General features: G+C 67.6%; 18 protein-coding genes. 16 read left to right on the forward strand and 2 right to left on the reverse strand.

Features of this window, described 5'->3' with window-relative positions; genetic code table 11:
* The first annotated feature begins 254 nt into the window (after positions 1 to 254).
* The 8 genes from FNA67_RS06525 (at position 255) to FNA67_RS06560 (ending at position 4,307) form a co-directional block, all read left to right on the forward strand.
* Positions 255 to 446, forward strand: coding sequence for a hypothetical protein (locus FNA67_RS06525; protein WP_147655457.1), 192 nt, complete (start codon positions 255 to 257; stop codon positions 444 to 446).
* Entirely contained in the window at positions 446 to 574 is a 129-nt protein-coding gene (locus FNA67_RS22380) for a hypothetical protein (protein ID WP_280176981.1), read from the forward strand. Before FNA67_RS06525 ends, FNA67_RS22380 begins: the two co-directional genes overlap by 1 nt.
* Positions 571 to 1,062 (forward strand): HK97 family phage prohead protease, encoded by a 492-nt coding sequence (locus FNA67_RS06530; protein WP_244616500.1) that lies wholly within the window; start codon positions 571 to 573, stop codon positions 1,060 to 1,062. Before FNA67_RS22380 ends, FNA67_RS06530 begins: the two co-directional genes overlap by 4 nt.
* Before the next feature lie 13 nt (positions 1,063 to 1,075).
* On the forward strand, positions 1,076 to 2,296 hold the full coding sequence (locus FNA67_RS06535; RefSeq protein ID WP_147655458.1) for a phage major capsid protein: 1,221 nt from the start codon (positions 1,076 to 1,078) through the stop codon (positions 2,294 to 2,296).
* Positions 2,297 to 2,438: 142 nt separating this feature from the next.
* The gene (locus FNA67_RS06545; RefSeq protein ID WP_147655459.1) at positions 2,439 to 3,005 is read left to right on the forward strand and encodes a head-tail connector protein; all 567 of its coding nucleotides are present in this window, start codon (positions 2,439 to 2,441) and stop codon (positions 3,003 to 3,005) included.
* The gene (locus FNA67_RS06550; RefSeq protein ID WP_147655460.1) at positions 3,002 to 3,343 is read left to right on the forward strand and encodes a phage head closure protein; all 342 of its coding nucleotides are present in this window, start codon (positions 3,002 to 3,004) and stop codon (positions 3,341 to 3,343) included. The genes FNA67_RS06545 and FNA67_RS06550 overlap by 4 nt, the downstream gene beginning before the upstream one ends.
* A gap of 130 nt (positions 3,344 to 3,473) precedes the next feature.
* Entirely contained in the window at positions 3,474 to 3,884 is a 411-nt protein-coding gene (locus FNA67_RS06555; RefSeq protein WP_147655461.1) for a DUF3168 domain-containing protein, read from the forward strand.
* A 9-nt stretch (positions 3,885 to 3,893) separates the two neighbouring features.
* Positions 3,894 to 4,307, forward strand: a complete 414-nt coding sequence (locus FNA67_RS06560) for a phage major tail protein, TP901-1 family (RefSeq protein ID WP_147655462.1) — start codon at positions 3,894 to 3,896, stop codon at positions 4,305 to 4,307.
* Here FNA67_RS06560 and FNA67_RS06565 read toward each other — a convergent pair.
* Complete coding sequence (locus FNA67_RS06565) at positions 4,304 to 4,603, reverse strand: type II toxin-antitoxin system RelE/ParE family toxin (RefSeq protein WP_147655463.1); 300 nt, start codon at positions 4,601 to 4,603, stop codon at positions 4,304 to 4,306. The two genes, FNA67_RS06560 and FNA67_RS06565, sit on opposite strands and share 4 nt — an antisense overlap.
* A complete protein-coding gene (locus FNA67_RS06570; RefSeq protein WP_147655464.1) occupies positions 4,600 to 4,863 on the reverse strand; it encodes a CopG family ribbon-helix-helix protein in 264 nt (87 codons plus the stop codon). The genes FNA67_RS06565 and FNA67_RS06570 overlap by 4 nt, the downstream gene beginning before the upstream one ends.
* A gap of 63 nt (positions 4,864 to 4,926) precedes the next feature.
* Between FNA67_RS06570 and FNA67_RS06575 the strand changes: the two genes are divergently transcribed.
* The 8 genes from FNA67_RS06575 to FNA67_RS06610 all read left to right on the forward strand — a co-directional run bounded on the left by FNA67_RS06575 (position 4,927) and on the right by FNA67_RS06610 (position 12,797).
* The gene (locus FNA67_RS06575) at positions 4,927 to 5,244 is read left to right on the forward strand and encodes a gene transfer agent family protein (protein WP_049704442.1); all 318 of its coding nucleotides are present in this window, start codon (positions 4,927 to 4,929) and stop codon (positions 5,242 to 5,244) included.
* The gene (locus tag FNA67_RS06580) at positions 5,241 to 5,435 is read left to right on the forward strand and encodes a rcc01693 family protein (RefSeq protein ID WP_049704443.1); all 195 of its coding nucleotides are present in this window, start codon (positions 5,241 to 5,243) and stop codon (positions 5,433 to 5,435) included. The genes FNA67_RS06575 and FNA67_RS06580 overlap by 4 nt, the downstream gene beginning before the upstream one ends.
* On the forward strand, positions 5,435 to 5,983 hold the full coding sequence (locus tag FNA67_RS06585) for a phage tail tape measure protein (RefSeq protein WP_147655465.1): 549 nt from the start codon (positions 5,435 to 5,437) through the stop codon (positions 5,981 to 5,983). The genes FNA67_RS06580 and FNA67_RS06585 overlap by 1 nt, the downstream gene beginning before the upstream one ends.
* Positions 5,984 to 6,138: 155 nt before the next feature.
* Positions 6,139 to 6,756: a DUF2460 domain-containing protein gene (locus FNA67_RS06590; RefSeq protein WP_147655466.1), complete on the forward strand. Its 618-nt coding sequence runs from the start codon at positions 6,139 to 6,141 to the stop codon at positions 6,754 to 6,756.
* Positions 6,753 to 7,643, forward strand: coding sequence for a DUF2163 domain-containing protein (locus FNA67_RS06595; RefSeq protein ID WP_147655467.1), 891 nt, complete (start codon positions 6,753 to 6,755; stop codon positions 7,641 to 7,643). Before FNA67_RS06590 ends, FNA67_RS06595 begins: the two co-directional genes overlap by 4 nt.
* Positions 7,640 to 8,056: an NlpC/P60 family protein gene (locus FNA67_RS06600; RefSeq protein WP_147655468.1), complete on the forward strand. Its 417-nt coding sequence runs from the start codon at positions 7,640 to 7,642 to the stop codon at positions 8,054 to 8,056. Before FNA67_RS06595 ends, FNA67_RS06600 begins: the two co-directional genes overlap by 4 nt.
* A gap of 213 nt (positions 8,057 to 8,269) precedes the next feature.
* Complete coding sequence (locus tag FNA67_RS06605) at positions 8,270 to 12,028, forward strand: baseplate multidomain protein megatron (protein WP_147655469.1); 3,759 nt, start codon at positions 8,270 to 8,272, stop codon at positions 12,026 to 12,028.
* The gene (locus FNA67_RS06610) at positions 12,021 to 12,797 is read left to right on the forward strand and encodes a glycoside hydrolase family 108 protein (RefSeq protein WP_147655470.1); all 777 of its coding nucleotides are present in this window, start codon (positions 12,021 to 12,023) and stop codon (positions 12,795 to 12,797) included. Before FNA67_RS06605 ends, FNA67_RS06610 begins: the two co-directional genes overlap by 8 nt.
* Positions 12,798 to 12,830 lie beyond the last annotated feature (33 nt).

The following is a 12,830-nucleotide window of genomic DNA, read 5'->3' on the forward strand; positions in this document are numbered from 1 at the left end:
GCGCCACCCTTTCCCCGAGGGGGCGAGGGTTGGGAGCGTGTTGCGCTTGCCCCAACGAAAACCCTCGCCCCGTCGGGGAGAGGGTGCCCGGCAGGGCGGTGAGGGGTCGCAAGGGTGAGATCTCGATTTTGGCTCACCCCCACCCTCAATCCCTCCCCACAAGGGGAGGGAAGCCTTGAGGCACGGTCGAGCCAGCAGGCCTCCCTCTCCCTTGTGAGGAGGGGTCGAGCCACAAACGCAATATGGAGACATCCATGGACGAGCTAACCCGCAGCGTGGTCGCGCGCGGTGACCTGGCGCATCTGGCGCTGTTTTTGTGGGCGACGATGAGCTCGACGCTGCTGGTCTGGGCGCTGCGCGAGCTGGCGGCGGCCAGTAAGCGGTTCAACGATTTCGTGCACGAGATCGCCACGATCAATCAGCTTTTCAGACGGAAGGACGAGTGATGGCGGAAAAGACCAATTCCGAGGCCAACCAGGTGTTCCGGCAGTTTGCCTGGAACCTGGCGGGCACGCTGGCGAGCGTGAAGGCCGGGCAGCGCCCGCAGGCCGGCAAGGGCGGGAGCAAGCGGTGAGCGGCATTCCGATCGACGAGACGGGGCGGTTCGCCGGCTATGCCAGCGTCTTTTCCAGGGTCGACGAGGGCGGCGATATCGTCATGCCCGAGGCGTTTGCCAGGAGCCTCAAGCGGCGCGGGACGGAGCGGATCCGGCTCCTCTTCCAGCACGACCCCAAGGAGCCCGTCGGTACCTGGGAGCGGATCGTGGAGGACGGGTTCGGGCTCTGGGTGGAAGGGCGGCTGGTGCCGGGCGTTCCGCGCGCCGACGCGCTGCGAAAACTCATCGAGCGCGGGGCCATCGACGGGCTGTCCATCGGCTTTCGCACCGTCAGGGCCACGCGCGAGGCGGCGACGGGTTACCGCAAGCTCTGGCAGATCGACCTTTGGGAAATCTCCATCGTGACTTTCCCGATGATGGAGGGCGCGCGCATCGCGGCGGCCTCTCCGGACGCGCACCTGCAGCGGGCGCTGCAGGCGACGGTTTCTCTCCTCAAAAAACCCTGAAGGACTTTACGGCATGACCGAAAAGATGACCGACGGCCTCGAAATCAAGGCCGGAGCGGGCAGTGACGATGCTGCGCTCTTCCAGCTCATGAATGCGTTCGAGAGCTTCAAGATGGAGAACGACGCGCGGCTCGACCGGCTCGAGAAGCGCGGCGCCAGCGATCCGCTGACCGAGGAAAAGCTCGAGCGCATCAACGCCGCGCTCGATGGCTACAAGGCCGCCATGGACCGGGCCGCGCTCGACCGCGCGCGCCCCTCGCTCGAGGGTGGGCGCAGCGATGCGGGCGACGAATACAAGGAGGCCTTTTCGGCCTATGTGAAGCGCGGCGAGGAAAAATCGCTCTCGGTCGGCGTCAATGCCGATGGCGGCTATGTCGTGCCGGGAGAGACCGAGGCCGAGATCACCCGGCGCCTGACCGAGATCTCGCCGATCCGGGCCATCGCAGGTGTCCGCCAGGTCTCCTCCTCGGTCTACAAGCGCCCGATCTCGATCACCGGTCCGGCGACGGGCTGGGTGGGTGAAACCGACGCGCGTCCGCAGACGGCGAGCCAGACGATCGATGCGATCAGCTACCCGACGATGGAACTCTACGCCATGCCGGCGGCGACCTCGGCCTTTCTCGATGACGCAGCGGTGGATGTGGGCCAGTGGATCGCCGAGGAGGTCAACGCGGCCTTCGCCGAGCAGGAAACGGCGGCCTTCGTCAACGGCGACGGGGTCAGCAAGCCGACCGGGTTCCTCAGCGCCACGCTCGCGGCCGAAAGCGCCTGGGCGTGGGGCAAGCTCGGCTACGTGGCGACGGGCGTTTCGGGCGATTTCCCGAGCGATGACCAGTCCGACGTGCTGATCGACCTGGTCTATACGCTCAAGGCCGGCTACCGCCAGAACGCGAGCTGGGTGATGAACCGGCGCACCCAGGGCGCCATTCGCAAGCTCAAGGATACTGAGGGCAACTACCTCTGGCAGCCGGCGGCGGTGGCGGGCGGCAACGCCACGCTGCTCGGGTTCAACCTGGTGGAAGCCGAGGACATGCCCGATATCGGCGCGGGAACGACGCCGATCGCCTTCGGCGACTTCCGCCGCGGCTACCTGATCGTGGACCGCCAGGGCGTCAACGTGCTGCGCGATCCGTTCTCGGCCAAGCCTTATGTGCTGTTCTACACGACCAAGCGCGTGGGCGGCGGCATCGCCGATTTCGACGCGATCAAGCTGCTCAAGTTCGCGGTGAGCTGAGCCGGCAACGCGCTCTGAGACACCCTCCCCCTTGCGGGGAGGGAACAAGGGTGGGGGTGGGTCAACTCCCCCCGGGCTCACCTCCACCCTCAATCCCTCCCCACAAGGGGGAGGGAAGTTCCTCCCAACAAGGATCGACATCATGACCTCTTACCTTCTGGCGGGACCCGCCCAGGAGCCGGTGACGCTCGCCGAGGCGAAGGCGTTCCTGCGGCTCGATGACGAGGCCGAGGACGGGCTGGTCTCGACCCTCATCACGGCGGCGCGGCTGCATGTGGAGGGGATCACCGGCCGGGCGCTGCTGGCGCAGAGCTGGCGCGTAGTGCTCGATGCCTGGCCAAGGGACCGGAGCGTGAGGCTCCCCGTGACCCCGCTCATGAGCGTGGCGGCGGTGACCGCCTATGACGCGGATGGCGTTGGGCACGAGATTGCGCTGGCCCAGTTCTGGCCGGAGAACGGCAGCCTGCTGCTGCCGCTGAACGTGGCCGGCATGCCGGTGCTGCGCGAGCGGCAGGGCATCGAGGTCGACTACGTCGCCGGCTTCGGCACAGACCCCGAGGACGTGCCGGCCGATATCCGCCAGGCGCTGCTGGCGCTGGTTGGATACTGGTTCGAACACCGCGACGCGGTGATCGTGGCAGGCTCGGGGGCGGTGGTGCCGACCGGGTTCGATCGGCTGGTGGCGCCTTATCGGAGCGTGCGGCTATGAGCGAGCGCATCCCTTCGATCGGAACCCTGACCGACCGCATCCAGCTGCTGCGGCGCGAGATGATGAGCGAGCCGGGCGGCGGGCACGTGAAGATCTACATTCCCGTCGCCACCGTATGGTCGCGCGTGCGCCCGCTGTCGGGGCGGCAGGGTGTAGATGCCGACGGGCGGGGCGTGGTGATGAGCCACGCGGTGGTAATGCGGTTTCGGTCCGACGTGAAGCCTGGGGATCGGGTGGTCTATCGCGGCCGCAAGCTCGAGGTGGTGACGGCGGGCGATGTGAACGGGCGGCGGGCGTACCTGAGCTGCTCGTGCGCGGAGAGGGCGGTGACGGGATGAGCGGCGTTGCGTTCGTGGCTCACCCCCACCCTTGTTCCCTCCCCACAGGGGGGAGGGAGACCTGCCGGCTTTATGGTGCCCCGTCGCCTCACTCCCCCTTTTGGGCAGAAATCGAGGGTGGGGCTGCACCATGACCCATCCGATCACCTCCCTCCAGTCGGCGCTCGTCACAGCCCTTCGCGCCGACGCCGGGCTCACGGCGCTCATCGGGGTCGATGCAATCTTCGATGCACCGCCGGTGGGCAACACCGGTAGCTATATCGTGGTGGCCAGGCACGACATGCGGCCGCGCGACGGCGACCTGATGCCGGGTAACGAGCATCGGATGCTGCTGCACATCTGGCACGCCGACCCTTCGCGGAAGGCGGCGCTGGAGATTGCCGAGCGCGTGGCGGCGCTGGTGTTCGATGCCGATCTCGACGATGCCGATCTCGTCGTGACGCACCGGCGCCACGAGGGCACCGAGACGACGATCGACAAGGATACCGGCAGGGCCCGGGCGGCGCTGGCGCTGCGCTTTTTCTCAGAACCCACATCCTAGGAGGATCGCATGGCAGCCCAGAGCGGCAAGGACATGCTTTTGAAGCTCGATGCCGACGGTTCGGGCAGTTTTCTCACTGTCGCGGGACTGCGCACCCGGACGCTCGCCTTCAACGCGGCGTCCATCGACATCACGGACGCCGAAAGCGCCGGGCGCTGGCGCGAGCTGCTGGCGGGGGCGGGGGTGAAGAAGGCCTCGGCTTCGGGCTCGGGGATCTTCAAGGACCAGGCCTCGGACGCGGCGATCCGCGAGCTCTTCTTCGGCGGCACCATCCGCAGCTGGCAGTTGATCCTGCCCGATTTCGGGGTAGTTGAGGGACCGTTCCAGATCACCGCGCTCGAGTTCAAGGGCGACCATGCCGGCGAGGTGACGTTCGACCTGGCGCTGGAAAGCGCCGGGGCGTTGGCGTTTACGGCGGTTTAGCCTTTTCCGCCGGAGCGGTTCTGCGCGGCGTGATAGACGCGAGTGATGGTAATGACCTGCATGCTTTCGCTTTGGTCCAGGTGATAGACGATCACGTAGGGAAGGCCGGGAACGACCTTTTCCAAGAGATCGCCTCTGCTGCGGCGCCCGCTGACGAAGAGCGCGAGGCCGTCGCCGGTCTCGCGTAATATGTCGGCAACGCGGATCGCCGCGGTGCGGTTGTCCCGCGCGATATGGATGAGCTGGTTCTTGATGTCGTTGAGTGCACTTTCAGACCACTGAACCTTGCGCTTCAAGCCGACTTTCTCCGGCTAGCCTGGTCGATCGCAGCATAGATTTCGGCCATCGCCTCTTCGTGAGAGACCACTCTGCCGGCTTCGATGTCCTCAATTCCCTCCAGGATGCCTTCGATGATCGGCAGTTCGATCGCGACAAATGCTTCGATCGCCTCCGCCGCGACGTAAGAGAGGCTGCGCTTTCCGGCCTCGGCGATCTTCTCGAGCTTCGCCTTTGTCTCTTCGGGAATTCTGACGGTGATCGTGGTGGTGGCGGCCATGGGACGCACTCCTTGTGTGCACTTGTACACAACCTAACACAAACACTTCACGGAGACCATAACATGGCCAATCCGCAACGGGGCGAGATCGAGGCGGTGATCGGAGGCGAGCGGCGGGTGCTGTGCCTGACGCTGGGGGCGCTGGCGGAGCTGGAGGCGCGGCTGCAGGCCGGCGACCTGGTCGGGCTCTCCGAGCGCTTCGCCGGTGGACGCATCTCGGCACGGGATCTGACGGCGATCATCGGGGCGGGGCTGCGCGGGGCGGGCAATGCCATCGCTGATGACGACCTGGCGCGCATGGCGATCGAGGGCGGCCTCAAGGGCGCCGCCGAGGTGGCGGCCCGCCTGCTGCGGGCGACGTTCGGGGAGGCGGTGGAGTGAAGCCGTTTCCCTGGGACGATGCCATGCAGATGGGCTTTGGCGTCATGCGCCTCTCCTCGCGCGAATTCTGGGGGCTGACGCCGCGTGAACTGGCTGCCGCCTTCGGCGCGCTGAGCGGGCCGGCGACGGCGCCGCCGCGCGAGCGGCTCGACGAGATGATGCTTGCCTTTCCGGATCGAGGGAGAAGTTGATGGCCGACACGGCATTTCCGGATGGATTCCGGGGCGAACTTGACGGGGTTTCCGGTGAACTCGAGCGGATCGGGTCGCTCGCCGACGGGGTGGCGCGGTCGTTCACCAACGCCTTCCGGGGGGCGATCTCGGATGGAAAATCGCTCAACGGCCTGCTCGGAGACATCGCGCGCAGCTTCGCGGACATCGCGCTCAAGGCGGCCTTCAAGCCGCTTGGAAACCTGGTCTCGGGGCTGATCGAAAATGTCTTCGCGGCGACCAACCCCGTGGTGCAGGGCGTGACGCCCTTCGCCAAAGGCGGAGTAATCGCCGCTCCCAGTTACTTTCCGCTCGGGCGGGGGCTGGGCGTGGCGGGCGAGGCCGGGGCCGAGGCGGTGATGCCCCTGATGCGCGGCGCGGACGGGCGATTGGGCGTGGCCGGTGGCGGCGGCGCTGTGAACGTGACGTTCAACGTGACGGCCAGCGACGCGCGCAGCTTTGTCGGCGCCGAGGCGGAAGTAGGCGCGATGCTGTTGCGGGCAGTCAGGCGCGGGAGCAGGGCGAGCTAGGCGGAGCTGGGGTTTGGGGTTTCCGTTCGTCCGACTCTTTTTGGAGGGGGAGGTCACCCCCACCCTTGTTCCCTCCCCACAAGGGGGAGGGAGACCTGCTGGCTGGGGCGGTGCGGCGCCTCGTCTTCGGCACTCAACAAAGAAGGATCGAAAAGATGTCCTTTCATCCAATCCGCTTCCCTCTCGACATCGCGCTGGGGGCGCGTGGGGGGCCGGAGCGGGCTACCGATATCGTTACGCTGGCCTCGGGGCGCGAGGAGCGCAATTCGCGCTGGGCGCGGTCGCGGCGCAAATACAACGCGGGGTATGGCGTCAAGTCGCGGACTGACATGCAGGCGGTGCTCGCCTTCTTCGAGGAACGGCGCGGGCGATTCCATGCATTCCTCTGGCGCGATGGGCTCGATTATTGCTCGGGCGGCATGGTCCCCGGCGCGGCCGACCAGGCGATCGGCACTGGCGACGGGGTCAAGACGTCCTTTCAGCTGGTGAAGCGCTACGGCGCCGATTTCGACCCCTATCTGCGGCCGATCACCAAGCCGGTGCCCGGTTCGGTGCTGCTGGCGGTGGACGGTGTCGAAACCGGTGACTTCGAGGTGGACGAAATCACCGGCGTCGTGACCCTGGAGACCGCGCCCGAGGCGGGCGTGCAGGTGACGGCAGGGTTCCTCTTCGATGTCCCGGTGCGCTTCGATACCGATCGGCTCGATATCGAACTCACCAGTTTCGATGCGGCTGAGGCGCCGAGCATTCCCCTGATCGAGGTGCTCGAATGAGGACGTTCGAAGCAGCCTTCGCCAGCCACATTGCCACCGGGCAGACAACGCTCGCTTCCTGCTGGCGCATCACGCGGACCGATGGCGTCGTGCTCGGCTTCACCGACCACGATGTCACACTCAGTTTCGAGGGCACAAACTTCGTGCCCGCCCATGGGCTAGACGCGGGCGAGGGCACGGCGAAGCTTGGGGCGCAGGTCGATACGTCCGAAGTGGTGGGTATTCTTCATTCCGATGCGATCGCCGAAACCGACATCCTGCTCGGGCGGTTCGACGGTGCGCTGGTCGAGACCTTCAGGGTGAACTGGCGCGACACCGCGATGCGCGCGCTGATGCGCCGCGACACCATCGGGGAGATCGTGCGCGAGGACGGTGCTTTCCGCGCGGAACTGCGTTCCGGGCAGCAGGCGCTCAATGTGCCCAGGGGGCGCATTTACCAGGCGCTTTGCGACGCCGAACTGGGCGACGGACGTTGCGGGGTGAACCTGGAGGTCGACGCGTTCCGGGCCGCCGCCGGCGTGGCGGCGGTGCACGATCGTTTCCGCCTCGAGGTGACGGGGCTCGACGGGTTCGACGAGGGCTGGTTCTCGTTCGGACGGGTGGGCTGGACGAGCGGATCCCGCATCGGCAAGGGCGACCGTATCGTCAGCCACGCGCGGATCGGCGGCGCGGATGTGCTCGCCTTCGATGCGCCCGTGGGGGATTGGGTGGCGGTCGGCGACGCGCTGACGGCGTTCGCGGGGTGCGACAGGCGGTTTTCGAGTTGCCGGGGCAAGTTCGCCAACGCCGCCAGTTTTCGCGGATTTCCGCACATTCCGGGCAACGACTTCGTGATGCGCTACCCCAAGTCCGGCGATGTGCTCGAAGGGCAGGCGCTGGTCAAATGAGCGTGGCAGCGGATCGGATCGTCCTCGAGGCCCGCCGCTGGGTGGGCACGCCGTACCGGCATCAGTCATCGACGCTGGGGGCGGGATGCGACTGCCTGGGGCTGGTGCGCGGGGTCTGGCGCGAAATCTATGGCAGCGAGCCGATGGCAATCCCTGCCTATCGCGCCGACCTGCGCGATGTGGCCTTTGCCGGCGCGCTGCAGGCGGCCGCGGACCGGCTGCTGGTGCGCGCCGAAGGGCTCGCCGCCGGGCGGGTGGTGCTGTTCCGCCTCAACGGCGCTGTAGCGGCCAAGCATTGCGGCATCCTCGTCGGAGGGGGCCGCTTCGTCCATGCCCAGGAGGGTCTGGGCGTGGTGGAGGCCAATCTCGAAGGCTGGGGCACGCGGGTGGCGGGGGTATTTGAGTTTCCGTGAGAGTTTTGGAGTTGGGGTTCACCCCCGCCCTTGTTCCCTCCCCACAAGGGGGAGGGAGACCTGCTGGCTTGGTCGTGCCCCATCTTCTCGCTCCCTTGCAGGGAGGGATTGAGGGTGGGGTGAGCCCGCAAGGGGGGAGGCGTTTCGATCCAGTTTGTCGTGGGTGGCAACGCCCCGTCCCGCATTCGTCGATTATTCATCTCAGGAGCCGCAATGGCTACGTTAGCACTCTCGGTTGCCGGGCAGTTCGTCGGCGGGTTCGTGGGCGGTCCGATCGGGGCGACGATCGGGCGGGCGCTGGGGGCGCTTGCCGGCGCGGCGGTGGACAACGCGCTTTTCGGCGAGAAGCCGCAGCGGCGCGCCGGCAGCGACTTCCAGCTCCAGGGCTCGCTCGAGGGTGGCGCGGTGCCGCGTCTCTACGGGTGGGGCCGGGTAAGCGGCAACATCATCTGGGCCACCGAGCTCGAGGAGATGACCAGCGAGGGTTCGGGCGCCAAGGGTTTCGGGCAGCAGACCAGCGAAAGCGAGATCTTCGCCAATTTCGCGGTGGGCCTGTGCGAGGGCGAGGTGCACCGCCTGGGGCGCGTCTGGGCCGACGGCAAGCTGCTCGACCTGAGCGGGCTCAACGTGCGCTTTTACCGCGGCACCTCCGGGCAGGGCGTCGACAGCCTCATCGAGGCCAAGCAGGGCGCGGGCAACGCCCCGGCCTATCGCGGGCTCTGCTACCTCGTATTCGAACGCCTGCCGGTCTCCCAGTTCGGCAACAGGATTCCGCAGATCTCGGTGGAGCTGTGCCGGGTGGTGGGGCAACTCGAACCCTCGATCAAGGCCGTGACGGTCATCCCCGGAGCAACCGAGTTCGGCTACGACCCCGTGGCGCGCGTGCGCGTGGTCGGCCCGGGAGAGACCGCGGCCGAGAACACCCACATGGCAGCCGGCATCTCGGACTGGACGCTCTCGATCGATGAACTGGTGGCGCTGTGCCCCAACCTCGAACACGTCTCGCTGGTGGTGACCTGGTTCGGCACTGACCTGCGCTGCGCCCAATGCCTCATCGAACCGAGGGTCGAGGGCGCCGGGCGCGTCATCGAGGGGACCTCGTGGAGCGTGGCCGGGCTGACCCGCGCCACGGCAGGCGTGGTTTCGACCCACGAGGGCGGCCCGGCTTATGGCGGCACGCCCTCGGACGCGGCGGTAATGGCGGCGATTGCCGATCTCAAGGCGCGCGGCCTCAAGGTGACGCTCTATCCGCTGGTGATGATGGATATTCCGCAGGGCAACACCCTCACCGACCCCTACTGGGGCGGCTACCAGCCCGCCTATCCCTGGCGCGGGCGCGTGACGTGCGACCCGGCGCCCGGGAGCGCAGGATCGCCCGATCGCAGTGGCGCGGTCCTCGACCAGGTCGCGGACTTCGTCGGAACGGGCAGCGATTGGCGCTACCGCCGGATGGTGACGCACTACGCGAGCCTGGCGGCGAGCGCGGGGGGCGTCGACGCCGTCATCATCGGCTCGGAAATGCGTGCGATGACCACCCTGCGGGACGCTTCGGACAGCTTCCCGTTCGTAACGGCGCTGGTGGCGCTGGCTGCGGAGGTGCGGTCCATCGTCGGCGGGGCGACCAAGCTCACCTATGCCGCAGACTGGTCCGAGTTCTCAGGCTACCAGCCGGACGGGGAGAAGTTCTTCCATCTCGATCCGCTCTGGGCGAGCGCCGATATCGACGCGGTGGGGATCGACAACTACATGCCCCTGACCGACTGGCGCGATGGCGACGACCATCTCGACGCGGCCGAAGCGGATAGCCTCTACGAGCAGGATTACCTCCAGAGCCGGATCGCGGGCGGGGAGGGCTATGACTGGTACTATGGCTCGGACGGCGCACGGGTGGCGCAGGTCCGCTCCCCGATCGGGGATGGAGCTTATGGGGAACCCTGGGTCTGGCGATTCAAGGATATCGAGGCCTGGTGGAGCAACGCACACCACGATCGCCCGGGCGGCGTGCGCTCGGCGTCGACCACGAGCTGGGTGCCGCAATCCAAGCCGATCTGGTTCACCGAACTGGGTTGCGCGGCGGTGGACAAGGGCGCCAACCAGCCCAACGTATTCGGCGATCCGAAAAGCTCGGAGAGCGGGCGACCGTATTTTTCGAGCGGCCTGCCCGATCCGCTCGGGCAAAGGCAGTTCCTGCGGGCGCAACTGGACTATTGGGGCGGGGCGGCAAACCCCGCCTCAAGCGTTTATGGCGGCCCGATGGTCGCGCGCATCTACCTCTGGACGTGGGACGCGCGGCCCTATCCCGCCTTTCCCGCCGATACCGCAAGCTGGAGCGATGGCGCCAACCACGCCACCGGCCACTGGCTGACGGGTCGCACCGGAGCCATGGCGAGCGACGAGCTGATCGCAGCCGTCGCCGCCGACTACGGAGCTGAATTGGACCTGGTCCAGCCGGTGCAACCCTTGATCCACGGACTGCGCATAGAAGGCCTCGCCTCCGCCCGCGAGGCGCTGGGCGAGGTGCTGGCGGTGAGCGGGCTTTCGGCACGTGACAGCGCCCAAGGCCTGCAATTCCGCCGCGGCAATGCACGAAACGCCATTGCGGCGGGCGAACTGGTGGCGGACGACGGGCCGATCCTTTCGCGGCGTCGGCCTGACCCCGGGGAGGCCCTGGGCCGGGTGGCGCTCACCTATTTCGACCGCGAGCGGGCCTACCTCACTGGAACGGTGACGGCGCTGCGTCTTGCCGGCGGCGCGGCGGGAGCCGAAGCCTCCAACCTCGTGCTCGACCTCGCCGGGGCGCGGCATGCCGCCGAACGCATCCTGCTCGATCGCAGCGCCGCGGCGGAGACGGTGGAATTCTCCCTGCCGCCCTCGATGGCGGCGGTGGAGGTGGGCGATGTCCTCACGCTCGAGGGCGTCGCGGAAGGCCCGTTCGAGGTGACGGAAATCCGGGACGGGCTGGCGCGCAAGATCTCGGCCCGCGCGATGCCCCCGGCGATGACTGCTGCCATCACCTCCGATCGCCCGCAGGCCCCCATGGCGCTGACCGGGGTGAAGTCCATGCCCATCGTGCTCGCGGCGCACCTGCCGCCGCTGCCCGACGCGCCATTGCGATCCCGCCTGGCGTTTGCCGCCTCCGCCAGGCCGTGGCCGGGCGACGTGACGATCAACGACGAGGTGACCGGCTCGACCCTGGCGCGCCTTTCGGGCGCCACGGTGCTTGGGGAACTTACAGCTGACCTGCCGGCAGGGACGTTCGGCGGCTGGGACGACCTCACCACGGTACGGCTGCGCGTCTATTCGGGGCACTTTTCCTCGGTGAGCGAAGCGGCCGTGCTGGCCGGGAGCAACAGGCTGGCGGTGCAGGGCAACGACGGGGAATGGGAAATCCTCGGCTTTGCCGCGGCGGAGCTGCTGGCGCCGGGGCTCTACGAACTCAGCCACCTTCTGCGCGGCATGGACGGCTCGGCGAGCGGGGCAGCAGCGTCCGGCAACGCCCTCTTCGTGCCCGATGCGCGGGCGGCGGTGGTGCCCGTAGACGCGGCCTGGCTCAACACGACCCTTGACCTTCGGGCCTTCGCCGGGCGCTCCGACCTGACGGGGCAGGCACTCGCGATACCTCTGACATTAGCACCGGTTCTACCCCTCGCGCCGGTCGAGCCGATCGCCAGCCGCGCTCTGCCATCGGGCGTCGTGACGATCACCTGGACGCGCAGGAGCAGGGGAGACCCCAACGGCACCGGCGCCGGCGTGCCGCCGCTCGAATACGTGCCCGAAACCTACCGGGTGACGGTGTTCGACGCGGGCGTGCCCGCGCGGGTGGTGACCGTCTCGACCACCTCATTTGTCTATTCGTCCGCTGACCAGACCAGCGATTTCGGGGCCTTGCCGGCGGACTTCGCCTTCGAGGTCGCCCAGGTGAGCGCCGGCTACGGCCCAGGACACCCAGCCCAGGGAGATTTCCATGCCTGAACCGACAGACCGCTTCTCGGCGTGCCTCAAGATCGTGCTGGCCCAAGAGGGCGGCTATGCCGATCATCCCGCCGATCCGGGTGGCGCCACCAATATGGGCATCACCCGCAAGACGCTGGCGCGCTGGCGCTCGGTCTCGCCCTGGTGGGACCTGCCCAAAAGCGCCGTCCAGCAACTGAAGAGCGAGGAAGCCGCCTCGATCTACAAGGCCTCCTACTGGGAGCGCAGCAACGCGCAGTCGCTGCCGGCGGGACTCGACCTGGCGCTCTTCGACTATGCAGTCAATTCCGGGCCCGATCGGGCCATCAAGTCGCTCCAGAAACTGCTGGGCGTGGTCGCCGACGGGCAGGTGGGGCCGCTGACGCTCGCCGCCATCCGTACGCGCGTGGCCGCCGCCGGGGTGGCCGGACTGATCGATGCCCTCTGCAACCAGAGACTCTCGTTCCTCACGCAACTGGCAACCTTCGCCGTCTTCGGGCGCGGATGGCGGCGGCGCGTCGAGGACATTCGCAAGGCCGCCTTCGCCGATGCCGGCGGGCCGCCCCGTACCCCTTCCACTCAACCGAGCATATGGAGCGAAGTGATGAATATCCTGGCAGGCTACAAGACCTATATCGTGGCCGCGGCAATGGTGATTGCCGGGCTGGCGCAGGTGCTGGGCGTCGAAATTCCCACGCTGGAAGGCCATTCGGCCGGGCAGCTGGTGCTCGAGGCCATTGCCATCATCTTCCTGCGCAAAGGCATCAAGAACGACGTCGGCGGTGTCTGAAGACCCGCCTTATTTGGGCCTTTCTTGATTGGT

The sequence above is a fragment of the Youhaiella tibetensis genome, assembly GCF_008000755.1.
Taxonomy (GTDB): domain Bacteria; phylum Pseudomonadota; class Alphaproteobacteria; order Rhizobiales; family Devosiaceae; genus Paradevosia; species Paradevosia tibetensis.